Origin of the sequence: Pseudomonas fluorescens HK44 (assembly GCF_000217955.3) — a bacterium.
GTDB lineage: Bacteria > Pseudomonadota > Gammaproteobacteria > Pseudomonadales > Pseudomonadaceae > Aquipseudomonas > Aquipseudomonas fluorescens_AQ.
This window is the reverse complement of record NZ_AFOY02000004.1, coordinates 355,520-371,018: the sequence shown is the minus strand read 5'-3', so window position 1 is coordinate 371,018 and position 15,499 is coordinate 355,520. Positions and strand designations below refer to the sequence as shown.

The following is a 15,499-nucleotide window of genomic DNA, read 5'->3' as shown; positions in this document are numbered from 1 at the left end:
CAATGTTGCCTTCAGGCACCTGAAACATCGAGCGGATTCATGCTCAAAGCATTCCCCTCCCCTGAACTTGTGCTCAGTGGCAGACGCGATTGTTTGACAGGTGTGACCATGTGTGCCTTGCAGGACGCTCAAGACTGTCTGCCAGGGCTTATCGTGAGCGGCACCTTATGCCTTATCAAAAGTTCCATAAAACAATCCGCGGCTATATGTCGCATACCGAATTTCGATAGGTCTTCGAATGGCAGGTGGCGCCTGGCATGGCGGGGGCAGTGATCGAGTAGGAGGCTGTTCGCAAAAGCCAGGCAAAGCGCTGTCGAGGCCGGCAGCGCCCGGTTTTGCTGGAGGTTGAATCAGATTCGCTTGAACAGTGCCGAGCGCTGGCTGGTATCACCACCGTCGGCGGCGCTGTAGAAACGCTCCATGAAGATATCGCGCTCGAACAGCCGTCCCTGCATCAGGCACGTGACGGCGGCGTCGATCATCGGCGGCGGCCCGCACAGATAAGCCTTGTTGGCACTGAAACGACCGTCGAAATGCTGCTTCGCGGCGTCATGCACAAAGCCCTTGTACCCCGTCCATTCAGGATCCTCCGCCGCCTGATTGAGGGCCGGTACATAGGTGAAGTTGGCGTGGTCCCGGGCCAGTGCCTCGAACAGTTCGCGGTTGTACAGTTCGGCACGGTTGCGCGCGCCCTGGAACAGCACGATCTGGCGGGTATCACCGGCCTGCAACAGGTCGAGAATCATCGACTGCGGGCTCGACAACCCGGAGCCACCGGCGATGAATATCAGGTCCCCAGGCTGAGACGTGCGCACGAAGAACTGGCCGTAGGGTCCGGACAGTTCCACCGCATCACCCACCTTCAAATCGTCGTGAATCTTGCTGGTGACCCGCCCGCCGTCGACCCGGCGTACGTGCAGTTCGACTTCATCGGCGCGGCTCGGTGGGTTGGCCAGCGAGAAGGCCCGTGTGCCTTCAACCCCGGGCAGTTGCAGGTTGATGTATTGTCCGGACTGGAACGCCATCGGCCGATCAAGCTTGAGGTGCACGCCCTTAATGGTCGGCGACAGGTCCACTAGGGCGCTGACCACCGCCCGATAGTCTTCGACGGGATGGCCGAGGAAATCCGGGTCCGCGTCGATATCGGCCTCGATCACCATGTCGCTCTGCGGGATCGCGCAGCACGCCAGTACCTTGCCTTCTTCGCGTTCGATATCCATCAGCGCAAAGGGCGAGGCCGCGCCAAGATCCACTTCGCCTTCCAGCACCTGGACCTTGCAGGTGGCGCAGGTGCCATGGCCGCAGGCAAATGGCAACCAGACGCCTTGGCGCAACGCGGCCTGAAGGATGGTCTGCCCCTCTTCCACTTCGATCTGCTCGCCAGTGGGTTCGATGGTTACTTGGTAGCTCATGGCTGTGTCCTCAGTTGAAGCTGCCGGCAATGCCGTTCAAGCCAGGGGTATTGAGGTGCAACAGACTCTTGTGGTCGATGCCGTTGGCGATCAGGCTCGCGCCGTTGTCCGGGGTGAACGGCCGATCGTTGAGGCGCCACAGCGCCTGGCCGAAGTCGATCCGTGCCGTATCCGGGTGCTGGGCAATCGCGGGCTTGACCACCTGCTCGATGAAATCGCCGAACAGCATCGCCGGTGGCAGCGGGAAGGTCAGCGGGGCGCAGAACATCAGGTGTTTTTCCCAGCACAGGTACACCAGTTGCAGGCCATGGAAATTTTCCTGGCGGTCCAGGGGTTGTGCGTCATAGGCTCCGATGGCAGTCACGGGCATGATCGTTTTCCTTATTGTTGTCTGTTTGGGGAAGCAAGCCCGCAGGCTTGCTTCGGCACGCAAAGTCAGTGCTCAACCGGTCTTGAGTAGGTCCGGGTCCACCGGGGTGGCCGGCGCGCTGTTGCGGTCGTTGGGGTGCCAGTCCTGCCAGCGTCGATGTTCGGCGGAGCCGAGGTATTCGAAGTTGTCCTGGCCAGGGTTGATGTTGTAGTAGTCGCGTACCACCGACTCGACATCGGCACCACCGCAGTTGCCCTGCAGGATCTGGTGCACCGGCAGCCAGGCCTGGATGTACTTGGTCGGCTCGTATTCGAAGATGTCGCAGCAACCCTGGGAGCAGAAGTGATAACGCTCGCCTTCGTGCTCGGTGCTGCGATGACTGAGCGTGGTCTGGTCATCCGGCTCGCCGAAGGACAGCGGGATCTGGCAGATCTGGCAGAGCATCGGCAGGGTCGGGTTGTAGAAGCGCTCGCCCTTCTCTTGCAGTGCGCGCCAGTGTTCGAAGCGCGGGCGATAGATCTTGTCGAAAGTGTCGGGATATTTGGATGACAGCCAGTCCAGCTCTTCGTCGGTGGGCATCCAGGTGTGGAAGTTGGTCGCCTGGCTGTACTGGTAAAAGATCGACCAGGCCTGGTGGCTGACGTGATCCTTGCCGATCTTGGCCTCCTCGACGTGCTTGGGCGGACGGATGCCGTAGCGCTCCAGATCCTTGAACAACGCGCCACCCGCATCTTCGAAATACACACCCCAGGCTTCGGACCACGACATGACCTTATTGGGCAGCATGTAGTCCATCATCATCCCCACCAGCGTCAGCAGGCGGTAGCCGCGCCAGAACCACTTGTCGATCCAGCGCTGGATGATCGGCACGTTGTCTTCGTGCTGTTCGAGCAGGAACTTGATCACTTCAAGACCCAGGGTCATGTGCCGGGCTTCGTCGGACTGCGCGGAGAAACCGAAGGTCACCGTGGCCATGTCGCCGTTGAACGCCGCGCCTGACATGAACGGCACGAACAGCAGGTTGGTCAGCACGTACTCGAACGAAAACGAAATCGCCGTGAGGAACTCAAACGGGCCGGCCGTGCGCGCGTCCTCGAAGAACGACTTGGGCACCGAGAGGAACCACAGGCGGTCATGCATATGGGAAAAATCATGCAGGCCGTTGAAGTGTTTGTTGTAGTGACTCATGGCGTGGATCTGGGTCTGCACGTGGCGCAGTTCATCGATGGCCTGCATCTGGCAGGCGATCCGCGCACCGGCACCGCTGAATTGCCGGCCAACCCGGGCGAAGCCTTGATAGGCCTGGTATTCCAGCGGCGTGATGCCCGACAGAAACAGCTTCAGCGCGTTGACATAACGGGCATCGGAGAGCGTGGTATGGCCGTTGTTCTGCGAGAACGCATCGAAGATCGCGTAGAGCTTTTTCTCTTTCTCGGCCTGGTATTTCCAGTAGCTGTCCATGGTCAGGCGGAACGGGTCTTCCCACTTGTCCCAGTCGGTGATCTTGATGCCCTCGAAGCGCTCATGCGGATAGATATCCTCGTGGGTCTGGTAGCTGGGCTCCCAGTCCAGGTCACGGGTCATGCAGCGGTATTTCTCTTTGGCATTAAGGCGTTTTTTCACGGCCATGATGGCACTCCCGAATTCTTGTTATGGATCAAACACGCAATGGCGACTGGCGATCAGTTGCTCCAGTGCAGGGAGAAGCTGTCGTCCTCTTCCACCACGTTGCCGCCCAGGGTGATCACGTACATCAGCATTTCCTGGATATCCCAGTGGCTGCCGGTGATCTGCTCCACCGTGTCGCGACGAATATCCAGGCGGCCCCGGGCTTCGATGCGGATCATGGAGGGCTGGTGCTGGATCTCGGCATGGGGGTTGTCCTGGACAATGGCACTGACGATCGAGCGCGCGTAATCGGTGTCTTGCAGGTTGATGTAAACGAGGGAAGTCATACGTTGGCTCCTGTCAGGCCGATTTTTTTCAAACGTGCGGCGAACTCAGTGCATACGGTATCCAGTGCCGACTCATCGAGACCCAAAGCAGTCAAGGGTTGCAGAGCCTCGACCGAGCGCTGGCTCCAGTGATCGATCCAGCCCTGCACGAGGTCCTTGTTGGCCGCGCTTTCATTGATCACCGTCTTGAGCATCGCATCGACCCAGCGCTGGCTTTCGGCAAACCACAGGCGCATGAACTCGGTCAGCATGCCGACCTGGCCCGCGCCGTTGGCCGACAGTTGCTCGTCGAGCTTGTGGAACAGCAGCGGGTACACCAAGCCGTCGCTGACCAGGTTCTGCGCCACTGTCAATTCGAACCAGTCACGCACCACCAGGGTGTCCTCGACGTAGCGGCGCATGCCCTGCCACACCGGATCACTCAGCCACTGCTGTTTGGCCTGGGCCAGCAATAGCACGTCGCCGTCATCGAGCATCAGGCCGATGCGCGACAGGTACTGGGCGATGCCCAGACGGTCTACGGCATGGAACATGTGCATCTGCGTGACGCTGGTGCCAAAGCCGTCGGCGGCAATGTTGCTGTTGTTCATGTTGGCGCCCATCTCGGCGTGGCGCAGCGGCAACAAGAGCTTGCTGATCAGCTGAATATTGGCGCTGGACAGGCCGGCGAGCATGTCGCGCTTTTCGCAAAAGGCGTAATCGTGCTCGGCGTTTTCCTGCATCCTGGCCCGGGCCTGGACATAGGCGCCGTAGTAGTACTGGCGTGGGTCGCTGACCGCGTACCAGTCGGCCATGACCACTGCGGTGCGGGTGGCATCGTTGAGCAGTTTGTCCGGCTGCCACAGCGGCCGGTAATGAAAGTTGGTCGCCGATTCCAGGTCGAAACTGGCTTCCTGGTAACGACTGGCGACCTTGTCGCCAAACCGGCGACGGGTGTGGCTGAAGGTGTTGCGTAGGGTCTGGGCGGTAGTCGTCTTGATTTCAACGCTCATGGGCGTGCGTCCTGTCATTGTTGTTGTAGGGGGCGACGTGCCAGGGCTCAATAGCTCGGGTCTGCCTCGCCGTAGCGCCACTTCTGCATGTCTGCATCGATGGCCGCGGACATCTGCGCGTTCATGTGCTGTACGCGGTTGTGGGTGCAGAACTGTTCGAAGGCCAATCGCGGCAGTACCAGCTCGACGTAGAGCTCGGGGTCGCCAATGGCGAAGTCGAATTCGACGAAAGGATCAAAGCTGGAGCTGCGCACGCGAACGTAGCGCGGCATATCGTTGAAAGCAGTGGGTGATGGGTTCATGCATCCGGCTCCTGGTTGGGGCTGATGCAGAACAGAGCAATGGCTGTGCCACAGTCCATTGTCGGGGTGGGATGTGCTTATAGGTGGTTGATTAACAACAATTTATTTTATTTATCTGACAGGATGAATGGAGACCGCGGCGGGTGTTCAGCAGACTGCGTGGCCAGCGCTTTTCAGCATTTGATGAAGCGTTTTTCAGCATTTGCGCTATCCGGCCCAGGACGCCCCCCGCCAACTCGCGATGCCGGGGGAATGCCTGTTCAACTGTCTTTTTTCTCCAGGCGATAAGCTAACTGGGCACGGGTCAACCCCAGTACCCGAGCTGCCTTGGAAACGTTGCCATCCACTTTTTTCATCGCCGTTCGCAGCAGACGCGCCTCGAACTCTTCGAGGTTGAAGGCATCGCTGAGCAACGCATCGCAAATCGGATCGACATCGGCTGATTCCGGGGCAGGGGTGGACTTCAGATGTCCCTTGGTATCGATTTGATTCAGCGCCCGGCCTGGCTCTTGCACCGTCGAGAACAGCCCGTGCATGTCTATCATTTGATGGTTATCGGTCAGGATAACGCCCCGTTCGATCATGTTTTCCAGCTCGCGGATATTACCTGGCCAACCATGATCCATCAGTGCCAGCATCGCCTTGTCGGACACTCCCGAAATTCGCTTGTTGTAAAGGGTCTGGTACTTGCCAAGGAAGTGATCCACCAACAGCGGGATATCTTCCTTGCGCTCACGCAAGGCGGGAATGTAGACCGGGTACACGTTGAGACGGTAGAACAGGTCCGCGCGGAAACGGCCCAGTTTGACCGCCTCGGCGAGATCGGTATGGCTGGCTGCCACAAGACGGACATCGACCCTGATCGTGTTCGTCCCCCCTACCCTCTCCAATTCACCTTCCTGCAGCACCCGCAACAACGCGGCCTGCGCGCGGGGCGTCAGTTCCGCCACCTCGTCGAGGAACAGCGTTCCGCCGTTGGCCCGCTCGAACTTGCCTTCACGACTGGTGTTTGCACCGGTGTAGGCGCCTTTCTCCACGCCAAACAGTTCAGCCTCTATCAGCTCGGGGGAGATACAGGCACAGTTCAAGGCAATGAATGGATTTGAAGCCCTGGGTGACTGCAGATGCAAGCCACGAGCAAAGATTTCCTTGCCGACCCCGGTTTCGCCCTGCAGCAACACGCTGACCGGGCCTGAGGCCGCACGCTGAAGCAATTTGCTGGCCTGGCGAAAACTTGCCGAGCGGCCCACTGAATTGGCAATCAGGTCGTCATGTTCCGCATTGTCACGGACGTTATCCTGCAAATGGCTCAATTGGCTTTGCAGCGCCAATAATTCATCGGCCATCGAGTCGGGTTGCAGAAGCCGTTCGATCTCTTCGCGGTCCTCCCATTCGTTGGCAGGCTTTCCAACGATCCGGCAGTGACTGGCCCCGCATCCCAGGCATTCCACCTCCTTGTAGAAGATGCTTTGCCCCATGTAATAGGTGGTAAAGCCGCTGGAGTACCCGGTGAGAAGCCAGCACACCGGATCGTTGACAGGCCCGTGTTCCTTGAGGTGCAGTTCCGCTTCATAAGCATCCTGCCACTGGAACTCGGCGTAGAAACTTCCTTTGGCTACATCGAACTCCAGCTTCAATGGTTTGACGTTCACCATGCCCTTGATCAACGCCAATTGCGGCCCTGCAAAAAAGGAATCCGACGTGGAAAGGTCGGGGCGCAACGTTCGCGCGAGATTGGCATCACGCCACCCGGAATGGTAGCCCAGGCGCATCATCAAACCTCGGGCACGGGGGATGCCCAACGTGTTGATCAACTCCTTGCGCAAGTTGGCGAACAGGCTGCTATGGACCAGGAGCATGCGCTGCTCCTGCATCCAGATTTTACCCTGGTCAGTATCGAAGCTGATTTGCGAGACCAGGTCACGACTGGTTGGAAACTTTGGATCGAGGGCAGTAGGCATCAAGAACCTGCATGTCTGGTTAGAGCTGATCACCGGCGCATCCGGGCTGGATTTGCTGATTTGCTGAACTGCATGTCGCAAATCATGAAATCTTGCTTCGATGGCTTCGCCCAAGGCGCGGATCAAGACCCGTTCTGTTATTTTTATTGTGCTTTTTCAATAGCTTATTCGTATTCCAGGATTCGTCATCAAGCCTGGCACAGCTGTTGCTCTGTGCACCTCAACAACAATAACAATCAGAGGTGACATATGGCGCTCGATGCTGCAAGCCAATCATTGCTTGGGCAACTGGCTGATCAAGGGATCGCTCCGTTTCATCAAATGGACATGGCACAGGCGAGAGATTTCATGTCTGGCTTGCGCCCAGCGATCGGGCCGGGCCCGGATCTGTATCTTGTCGGCGAGACGATCATAGGGTCGGCTGGACATGAAATTCGCCTGCGAATGCTGAGTCCGTCAGCCGTTCCCAATGGCATCATCGTCTACTGTCATGGCGGTGGCTGGTGTCTGATGGGCATTGAGGATTACGACAGTCTAGGTCGTTTTCTTGCCGAGGAAACCGGGTGCACGGTAATACTGGTCGATTATCGGCTAGCGCCTGAGCACCCCTACCCGGCCGCGATTGACGACGTCTGGACAGCACTGGTCTGGGCTGACGAAAATCGATTCGCCTTGGGCGGCTCCATCCACTGCCCTCTCCTTGTCATGGGCGACAGTGCCGGAGGCAACCTGGCCGCTGTAGTCGCGCAAAAAGCCGGGCTTGCAGGGAAGCCGCAACTTGCACAACAGGTACTTGTCTACCCGGTCGTGCAGCCTGACACAAACGGCCAGAGCTACCTGAACCCGCAAAATCAAGGGCTCTTGGGCAAGCTATCGATGGAGTGGTTCTGGGATCATTACCTCACGGACGTGCAAGCCCGTCATACCCCTCAAGCCTCTCCCCTGCTGGCGGCCGACCTGAGTGGACTTCCTCCCACACTGTTGATCACGGCTGAACATGACGTGTTGTGCGATGAAGGACTGGCGTACGCGTTAAAACTGCAGGCTGCCGGCATCGAGGTCCAATGGCGTCAGTTCACCGGGCAGATGCATGGGTTCTTCACGCTTTTGAATGTGCTGCCGGAAAGTGTTGGCGCTCGCCGATATATCACTGACGGCATAAAGGCACGCTTGAAAAGATTGAAATCCATCACGGCATGACCATCACGCTGACCGCAACCTGACACTCCACCCAGAATTTACCGAGAATAAGGAAAACAAAAAATGACTCGAATCATTACATTCTGCCGCGTTTTTTTTGCCCTACTGGTGTTATGCCAGACCAGTTTCAGTATTGCCTCTGAGAATGGTGGGACCAACTGGCCCTTGGGAGTGAACACGGTAGTTCCCGCGATACTCATACCTCCGGGAGCCACTGAACTGTACAGTTACACGGCTTATTATTCCGCCGATTCCTTTCGCGGCAACGACGGAAAGTCATCGTTACCCGACTTCAAACTGGATGTATTTGTCCAGGCGCTCCGGGTGGTGCATACCTGGGACGTGAAAACCGAATCGGGGGTAGGATTCAGCTCCGGAGCGATCCTCTCGGGAGGCCGCAATTCCCTGGAAGTAGCAGGTCTGAAGGATCATAAAAGCGGATTCAACCAAATCTACTTGACGCCCCTTTACCTGACGTGGTCGCCAACGCCGGAACTCCATCTACTCACGGGTTTCAGTGCGTTCATTCCGCTGGGGAATTACGATCGAAAAGACCTGGTCAATACCACCAGCAACTACGCGTCCTATGTACAGGAGTTCGGCTTGACCTGGCTGCCCACTCCGGCTTGGGAGTTCTCGGCTTCCCCCACCTTTTCCTTCAATCAGAAAAACGATGATACCAACTATAAGTCAGGCAACATTTTCAATGTCGACTTCAACGTCGGCTATCGCCTGCCGATGAATCCGAACTGGCAAGTGGGCCTGGCCGGTCACTACACCAAGCAATTCACTGATGATCAGTTCGATGGCCATGACGTCCCTGGCGGCAACCGTCTGAGCAAAGTTGGCATAGGCCCCCAAGCGATTTACTACTTCAATCCGGCGACGGCCGTCGTATTCAAATGGCTGACAGAAACGTCCGTCAAGAATGGCCCGAAGGGCAATTCGCTGTGGTTCGAGTTTGCTCTACCTCTGTAAGTCTCTGCTCCACTTTCAGGCGCCTTTGGCGCCTTTTTTTTTCGCCACTTTTCTGTGCTTTTCATGAAATGGTTAAAACAGCCTTTGCTCTTTACATCATTTCAGAAACCCTTTGCATAACCCACAGTTCTTCGCCCTGCAAAACCAATTTATCTATATGATTTTTAAGGGTTTTATCAACTTGGCACATGACTTGCTCTAATCACATCAGCCGGTGAAGAACGCCTCACCGCAAGCCCCGGCAAACCGCAAAACGGTAGGTCGCCGAGGTTGAGCAAACAGACATATTCATCCCCACAAAAATAAAAGGTGAGTCCCATGTCCATCAGCAATCCAACCCACCACACTTCCCAGTCTCGAACAGAAGTGGATGCCGTCGTCGTAGGCGCAGGTTTTGCCGGTCTCTATATGCTCCATCTGCTGCGCGACAAACTGGGACTCGATACCCAGGTTTATGAAGCCGCGGATGGCGTAGGTGGAACCTGGTACTGGAACCGCTACCCCGGGGCTCGATGCGACATCCCAAGTCACCACTATTCGTATTCGTTCTCGGAAGAACTGCAACAAGAATGGACCTGGACCGAGAAGTACGCTGCCCAACCTGAGATCCTCAGCTATCTCAATCACGTCGCCGAGCGTTTCGATCTGCTCAAGGATATACGCTTCCAGTCCCGGGTCGTCTCTGCTCATTATGACGAGGCTTCACAGCGCTGGCTGGTCGACACCGATACGGGCGAACACGTCAGCGCGAAGTACTTCATCCCGGCCGTCGGCACCCTGTCGTCGGCGAACATTCCGAAGTTCAAGGGACACGGCAGCTTCAAAGGTGATGTCTATTTCACTGGCCAATGGCCCAAGGACGGCGTGGACTTCACCGGCAAGCGAGTCGGCATCATCGGCACGGGTGCTACTGCCATGCAGGCGATTCCCTTGATTGCCGATCAGTCCGCGCATCTCACGGTATTCCAGCGCACGCCCAACTACGCCGCTCCGCTGGTTAACGCCCCGATGGACGCCGATAGCGACCGGCAGGCGAAAGACAATTATCGTGAACTTCGCGAGCAGGCCTGGGAAACCTTCGCGGGCGTTCCATTCAATAATCTGAAACCCTCGGCACTTGAGGAGACGGCTGAGCAACGCCAGGCGCATTATCAATCCTGCTGGGACGATGGCGGCTTCAGTCTGTGGATCGGCAGCTATCAAGACATTTTGTTCGACAAGGAAGCCAACGAGACGGCAGCACAGTTCGTCAGGGAGAAAATTCGCCAGCGTGTCACTGATCCAGCAATCGCCGACCTGCTATGCCCTCCCGCTGGACAGACCTACGGCACCAAGCGCCAACCTTGTGAAACCAACTACTACGAAACCTATAACCGCGATAACGTCACACTCGTCGATATCAAGGCAGCCCCTATCGAAGCGATCACAGAGACTGGAATAACCACCACCAACCAACAGTACGATTTCGATTGCCTTGTTTACGCCACCGGATTCGATGCCTTTACCGGCGCCCTGTTCAAGATGGACATCCGCGGCCGAAACGGCCAGACCTTGCAAGATTGTTGGTCTGCCGGCCCACGCACATTGGTTGGCCTCTCGGCCCATGGCTTCCCGAACATGTTCACCATCACCGGACCGCAAAGCCCTTCGGTGCTGTTCAATATGCCGCTTGGTATCGAGATGCATTGCGAATGGATTGCCGAGTGTATCGACTACATGAACTTGAACGGTTTCGGCAGTATTGAAGCCAATCTTCAGGACGAAGATAAATGGATTGCCCACGTCAAAGAGGTAGCCGACGCGACGCTTCTGCCACACGCGACCTCCTGGTATTCAGGGGCAAACATCCCCGGCAAACCGCAAGTGTTCATGGTTTATCTTGGAGGCGGCAAACATTACAAACAAGTCATTACCGATATTGCCAACTCGGGCTACAAAGGCTTTACCCTCGAGCGATCGGTAATCTCCGATTTAGCTACGGCACGCCAGGCGGACATGGCTGTTTGAACAACGTCTGAACGAGCGAACAAGGCGGGAGAGTCGAGTGACTCTCCCGCCTTGTTCATGAACAGCATGTTTCGCTTGTCTGATTCCGTTGAGCTCAGGACTTCGCCGGCACCTGCCTCAACCAGCCACCGCCCAGAGCCTTGAACAGCGCCACCTCACTGCTCATCTGATTGAATCGGTCAGTCAGCAAGCCCTGTTGCGCGGTGAACAACTCCCGTTGTGCATCGAGCACCACGAGGTAACTGTCGACGCCTTCATCGTAGCGCTGGCGAGCCAGCTCGAAGTACTCCTGGGAAGTTACCGTCAGATCCTGCTGGGCCTTTAACTGCTCGCCAAAGGTGCCGCGTGCGGCGAGCCCGTCGGCCACTTCGCGAAAAGCCGTCTGAATGGCTTTCTCGTACTGCGCGACGTTGATGTCCTTGAGCACCTCGGCGTAATCCAGGTTGGCCTGCAGTCGCCCGGCGGTGATATTGATTTGCGGCACGAAGCTCCAGCTACCGGAGCCACCCTCGAACAGTCCACTCATGTCTTTGCTCAGCGTGCCTGCGTGGCAGTCAGCCTGACGCTCGGGAAGAACGCGGCACGCGCGCCGCACCGATATTGGCGTTGGCCGCCAGCAAGTTGTGTTCGGCCGCACGGATGTCCGGACGACGCAGCAGCAAATCAGCCGGCATGCCCATCGGTAGCACGGCGAACTGCTGTTCGTCGAAGCGCTCAGGCATCGCTGGCAACTCACTGCCCAGCAACAGGCGCAGCAGGCTCTGGACTTGCGCGACCTGACGCGTGTGGCGTGCCAGGTGTCCCCTCGCCTGCTCGACCAGACTGCGCGCCTGACGCACATCCAGAGATGAAGCGATTCCGGCGTCGTGACTGCTCCGGACCAGCGCCAGGCTTTCGTCGTAACGCGCTATTACTATCTGCTGACGATTGCTGCCCAGCGTTCGCGCGTTGGTGTCGATCAGAGGATGATCCCGATTACAACGATGCAAGTCAGATCGATCGACGGATCGCTGCTGGACTACACCGCTTAGAAACTGTCGGAATAATTAGCCTTTGGTCGCAAAGCACTGAGCCATCCAGGGTATGGGGCAAAGTATGGGCTGGGATTTTTTTCAGAAACGCAGAAACGAAAAAGCCCTGAATAATCAGGGCTCTAACGTAGAAATGTGGCGGTGAAGGAGAGATTCGAACTCTCGATACAATTTCTTGTATACACACTTTCCAGGCGTGCTCCTTAAGCCACTCGGACACTTCACCGTATCTCTTCAAACATGTTCTGTCTGTCGAGGCGCGCTAATGTAGTCGAAAGCTTTTCCGATGGCAAATATTTTTTTCAGAATTTTCATGCGGTTAAGCGATTTGTGCGTTCGGATGGATTTCGAGGCAGGGCAAACCTGCCAATCTTCGGCCGGGTGAATGCTTCTATATAGAGGGCAATGCGCGGTATGTATGGCCGACAACGCTGGGCGGGCGCGAATTGGCTGACTGGCCGGTCAGTCATGGCGCTTTACCTGACCTACAGCGGTGGGTAACGTCTGCCCCACTTCAATACAAGGAATAGCGTCATGAGTGAGTTGATTTCCTACCACCTCGAAGACGGTATCGCGACCCTGACCTTGAGTAATGGCAAGGTCAATGCCATCTCCCCGGACGTGATTGCCGCGTTTAATGCTGCGCTGGATCAGGCGGTGACGGATCGTGCAGTGGTGATCATCACCGGTCAGCCGGGCATTCTGTCGGGCGGTTATGACTTGAAGGTAATGACAGCCGGCCCTAAAGAAGCAGTGAGCCTGGTGACCGCTGGTTCGACTCTGGCCCGCCGTCTGTTGTCGCACCCCTTCCCGGTGATCGTCGCGTGCCCTGGGCATGCGGTGGCCAAGGGCGCGTTCATTCTGTTGTCGGCCGATTACCGGATTGGTGTCGACGGCCCGTTCAGTATTGGCCTGAACGAAGTGCAGATCGGCATGACCATGCACCACGCCGGCATCGAGCTGGCCCGTGATCGTCTGCGCAAGTCGGCGTTCCACCGTTCGGTAATCAATGCCGAGATGTTCGATCCGCAGGGCGCTGTGGATGCTGGCTTCCTCGACAAGATCGTTTCTGCCGAAGAACTGCAAGGTGCAGCACTGGCTATGGCGCGTCAGTTGAAGAAGATCAACATGACCGCGCACAAGAATACCAAACTCAAAGTACGCAAGGCCCTGCTGGAGACGCTGGACAACGCGATCATCCTGGATCAGGAACATTTGGTTTAACCCGAAAGCGCACCAACGAAAAGCCCGACCGCCGAGTCGGGCTTTTTCTTGCCTGATCTGTTTACAGTCCTTCAGCCGCTCTACTCCGCATCTGACGCTATCAGTCTGAAACATGCGCTTAAACATCGCCTATCTCCTACCTCTATAGCGGCAATTGCCGAAAACAGTGCACATCCGTACACTGCGCCACCTTTTGTCCCGGTGGGCCTGTAGATGCTGTATCTGTTTCGCATGTTATTGATGGGCCTGCATTTTGCTGTAGCGGGTGTGCTCGGTGTAGTGCTTGGCCTGTGCCGGCCGTTCAACCCGGATAACAGCCGTTTGTGCGCACGCCTTTATGCCTGGCCGGCGATGTGCATTTTGCGATTGCGAGTGAAGGCCGAGGTCGGCGGGCTAACGAACAAGACGCAAAGCTGTGTGGTGATCGCCAACCATCAGTCCAACTACGATCTGTTTGTGCTGGGTAATGTGGTGCCGCACCGCACCGTGTGCATCGGTAAAAAGAGCCTGAAATGGGTGCCGCTGTTCGGGCAGCTGTTCTGGTTAGCCGGTAATGTGCTGATCGATCGTGGCAATGCGCACAAGGCTCGGCAGTCGATGCTCACCACCACCAACACCTTGCAGCACAAAGACACCTCGATCTGGGTGTTCCCGGAGGGCACACGCAACCTGGGTGAAGAGTTGCTGCCATTCAAGAAAGGTGCGTTCCAGATGGCCATTGCTGCCGGGGTGCCGATTGTGCCTGTGTGCGTCAGCAGCTACATCAAACAAATGCGCCTGAACCGCTGGCGCAGTGGCAAGATCCTGATCCGCTCGCTACCGGCGATTCCTACCGCCGGCCTGAGCCTGGACGACATGCCGATGCTGATTGCCCAATGCCGCGAACAGATGCGCGAGTGCATCGAATCGATGGATCGACAGCTGCAAGCTGCCTGAATGAAGCCCGCCTCGTGCGGGCTTCTTTTTGCCGGCGAACTTCGCTTATTTTGCTGACTCTCAAGCTTAAGAGCAGGATAAGCTGAACACTGCCTGTCATTGCCATTTGCCAAGAAGAAGTGAATAAGAATCATGGGTAGAGTCGTTGCGGCTGCGGTCTACAGTGCCGGTAAGAGAGTCACCAATATCTCCCTCGATGAGGGCGCCGCCTGGGCGGCAAAACCGGGCCACTTTGTATGGATCGGCCTCGAAGAGCCGAACGCCCAGGAGCTGGCCAACCTGCAACGTCAGTTCGGCCTGCATGAATTGGCGATTGAAGACGCCCTCGATAAACACAGCCGATCGAAGCTGGAAACCTTTGGCGATGCGCTGTTTATCGTCACGTACTCGCCGGTGCGCCATGAGGGCAAACTGGAGTTCATCGAAACCCATATCTTTGCCGGCAAGGGTTACATCATCACCTGCCGTAACGGTCACTCCGCGTCCTACGCGCATGTGCGCCAACGTTGTGAGGCGCGTCCGCTGCTGCTTGAGCATGGCGAAGATTTCGTGCTCTACGCCCTGCTCGATTTCGTCATCGCAAACTATCAACCAGTGGGCGAAGCGATCCATAACGAGATCGATGAGCTGGAGCGCAACGTGCTGTGTAGCACGCTCAACGAAAAGGACATTCAGAACCTTCATGGATTGCGTCGCGACGTATTGCGCCTGCGCCGTTATGCGGCGCCGATGGTGGAAATCAGCGAAGAGCTGCAGAGGCTGAGCTTCCCGTTTATCGACAAGAACATGCGCCCGTACTTTCGCGATGTGCAGATCCATGTCACGCGGCAGATGGAGGACCTGACAACGTTACGCGACATTGCCAGCCAGACCATCGAGATCGGCGTATTGCTGGAAGCGGCCCGACAAAGCGTGGTGCAACGCAAGTTTGCGGCCTGGGCGGCGATTCTGGCGTTCCCGACGGCGGTGGCCGGGATCTACGGGATGAACTTTCAGAACATGCCGGAGCTGAGCTGGCACTACGGCTATTTTGTGGTGTTGGGGTTTATGACCGTGGGGTGTTTTGGATTGTGGGCGAGCTTCAAACGGTCGGGGTGGTTATAACGCAGGACGTATATGGCGAGCGCTTCG

General features: G+C 57.0%; 13 protein-coding genes, 1 tRNA gene and 1 pseudogene. 6 read left to right on the top strand and 9 right to left on the bottom strand.

The window, feature by feature from the left end:
* Positions 1–350 precede the first annotated feature (350 nt).
* The 7 genes from HK44_RS03645 to HK44_RS03615 form a co-directional block, all read right to left on the bottom strand.
* Positions 351–1,412 (bottom strand): NADH:ubiquinone reductase (Na(+)-transporting) subunit F, encoded by a 1,062-nt coding sequence (locus tag HK44_RS03645; protein ID WP_019689406.1) that lies wholly within the window; start codon positions 1,410–1,412, stop codon positions 351–353.
* Positions 1,413–1,422: 10 nt separating this feature from the next.
* Complete coding sequence (locus HK44_RS03640) at positions 1,423–1,782, bottom strand: phenol hydroxylase subunit P4 (RefSeq protein WP_019689405.1); 360 nt, start codon at positions 1,780–1,782, stop codon at positions 1,423–1,425.
* A 72-nt stretch (positions 1,783–1,854) separates the two neighbouring features.
* Positions 1,855–3,411, bottom strand: coding sequence for an aromatic/alkene/methane monooxygenase hydroxylase/oxygenase subunit alpha (locus tag HK44_RS03635; RefSeq protein WP_019689404.1), 1,557 nt, complete (start codon positions 3,409–3,411; stop codon positions 1,855–1,857).
* A gap of 53 nt (positions 3,412–3,464) precedes the next feature.
* A complete protein-coding gene (locus HK44_RS03630) occupies positions 3,465–3,737 on the bottom strand; it encodes an MmoB/DmpM family protein (RefSeq protein ID WP_019689403.1) in 273 nt (90 codons plus the stop codon).
* The gene (locus tag HK44_RS03625) at positions 3,734–4,729 is read right to left on the bottom strand and encodes an aromatic/alkene monooxygenase hydroxylase subunit beta (RefSeq protein ID WP_019689402.1); all 996 of its coding nucleotides are present in this window, start codon (positions 4,727–4,729) and stop codon (positions 3,734–3,736) included. Before HK44_RS03625 ends, HK44_RS03630 begins: the two co-directional genes overlap by 4 nt.
* Before the next feature lie 47 nt (positions 4,730–4,776).
* Positions 4,777–5,031 (bottom strand): phenol hydroxylase subunit, encoded by a 255-nt coding sequence (locus HK44_RS03620; protein ID WP_019689401.1) that lies wholly within the window; start codon positions 5,029–5,031, stop codon positions 4,777–4,779.
* Between the two features lie 260 nt (positions 5,032–5,291).
* Positions 5,292–6,992 (bottom strand): sigma-54-dependent Fis family transcriptional regulator, encoded by a 1,701-nt coding sequence (locus HK44_RS03615; RefSeq protein ID WP_031319303.1) that lies wholly within the window; start codon positions 6,990–6,992, stop codon positions 5,292–5,294.
* 249 nt (positions 6,993–7,241) lie between these two features.
* Between HK44_RS03615 and HK44_RS03610 the strand changes: the two genes are divergently transcribed.
* The 3 genes from HK44_RS03610 (at position 7,242) to HK44_RS03600 (ending at position 11,177) form a co-directional block, all read left to right on the top strand.
* A complete protein-coding gene (locus tag HK44_RS03610; protein ID WP_019689399.1) occupies positions 7,242–8,192 on the top strand; it encodes an alpha/beta hydrolase in 951 nt (316 codons plus the stop codon).
* Positions 8,193–8,255: 63 nt separating this feature from the next.
* Complete coding sequence (locus HK44_RS03605; protein WP_019689398.1) at positions 8,256–9,170, top strand: SphA family protein; 915 nt, start codon at positions 8,256–8,258, stop codon at positions 9,168–9,170.
* A 318-nt stretch (positions 9,171–9,488) separates the two neighbouring features.
* A complete protein-coding gene (locus HK44_RS03600) occupies positions 9,489–11,177 on the top strand; it encodes a flavin-containing monooxygenase (RefSeq protein WP_019689397.1) in 1,689 nt (562 codons plus the stop codon).
* 94 nt (positions 11,178–11,271) lie between these two features.
* Here HK44_RS03600 and HK44_RS03595 read toward each other — a convergent pair.
* Positions 11,272–12,097: pseudogene (locus HK44_RS03595) on the bottom strand (efflux transporter outer membrane subunit); the annotation flags it as partial.
* Positions 12,098–12,344: 247 nt separating this feature from the next.
* Positions 12,345–12,434: transfer RNA gene (locus tag HK44_RS03590), tRNA-Ser, on the bottom strand.
* 308 nt (positions 12,435–12,742) lie between these two features.
* On the opposite strand from HK44_RS03590, the gene HK44_RS03585 reads away from it, so the two are divergent.
* The 3 genes from HK44_RS03585 (at position 12,743) to HK44_RS03575 (ending at position 15,472) form a co-directional block, all read left to right on the top strand.
* Positions 12,743–13,432, top strand: a complete 690-nt coding sequence (locus tag HK44_RS03585) for a crotonase/enoyl-CoA hydratase family protein (RefSeq protein ID WP_019689396.1) — start codon at positions 12,743–12,745, stop codon at positions 13,430–13,432.
* 213 nt (positions 13,433–13,645) lie between these two features.
* The gene (locus HK44_RS03580) at positions 13,646–14,368 is read left to right on the top strand and encodes a 1-acylglycerol-3-phosphate O-acyltransferase (RefSeq protein WP_019689395.1); all 723 of its coding nucleotides are present in this window, start codon (positions 13,646–13,648) and stop codon (positions 14,366–14,368) included.
* Positions 14,369–14,500: 132 nt separating this feature from the next.
* The gene (locus HK44_RS03575; protein WP_019689394.1) at positions 14,501–15,472 is read left to right on the top strand and encodes a magnesium and cobalt transport protein CorA; all 972 of its coding nucleotides are present in this window, start codon (positions 14,501–14,503) and stop codon (positions 15,470–15,472) included.
* Positions 15,473–15,499 lie beyond the last annotated feature (27 nt).

Coding starts and splice junctions, on each gene's coding strand:
- HK44_RS03645 (WP_019689406.1), bottom strand. CDS start 1,412: ATGAGCTACCAAGTAACCATCGAACCCACTGGCGAGCAGATCGAAGTG.
- HK44_RS03640 (WP_019689405.1), bottom strand. CDS start 1,782: ATGCCCGTGACTGCCATCGGAGCCTATGACGCACAACCCCTGGACCGC.
- HK44_RS03635 (WP_019689404.1), bottom strand. CDS start 3,411: ATGGCCGTGAAAAAACGCCTTAATGCCAAAGAGAAATACCGCTGCATG.
- HK44_RS03630 (WP_019689403.1), bottom strand. CDS start 3,737: ATGACTTCCCTCGTTTACATCAACCTGCAAGACACCGATTACGCGCGC.
- HK44_RS03625 (WP_019689402.1), bottom strand. CDS start 4,729: ATGAGCGTTGAAATCAAGACGACTACCGCCCAGACCCTACGCAACACC.
- HK44_RS03620 (WP_019689401.1), bottom strand. CDS start 5,031: ATGAACCCATCACCCACTGCTTTCAACGATATGCCGCGCTACGTTCGC.
- HK44_RS03615 (WP_031319303.1), bottom strand. CDS start 6,992: ATGCCTACTGCCCTCGATCCAAAGTTTCCAACCAGTCGTGACCTGGTC.
- HK44_RS03610 (WP_019689399.1), top strand. CDS start 7,242: ATGGCGCTCGATGCTGCAAGCCAATCATTGCTTGGGCAACTGGCTGAT.
- HK44_RS03605 (WP_019689398.1), top strand. CDS start 8,256: ATGACTCGAATCATTACATTCTGCCGCGTTTTTTTTGCCCTACTGGTG.
- HK44_RS03600 (WP_019689397.1), top strand. CDS start 9,489: ATGTCCATCAGCAATCCAACCCACCACACTTCCCAGTCTCGAACAGAA.
- HK44_RS03585 (WP_019689396.1), top strand. CDS start 12,743: ATGAGTGAGTTGATTTCCTACCACCTCGAAGACGGTATCGCGACCCTG.
- HK44_RS03580 (WP_019689395.1), top strand. CDS start 13,646: ATGCTGTATCTGTTTCGCATGTTATTGATGGGCCTGCATTTTGCTGTA.
- HK44_RS03575 (WP_019689394.1), top strand. CDS start 14,501: ATGGGTAGAGTCGTTGCGGCTGCGGTCTACAGTGCCGGTAAGAGAGTC.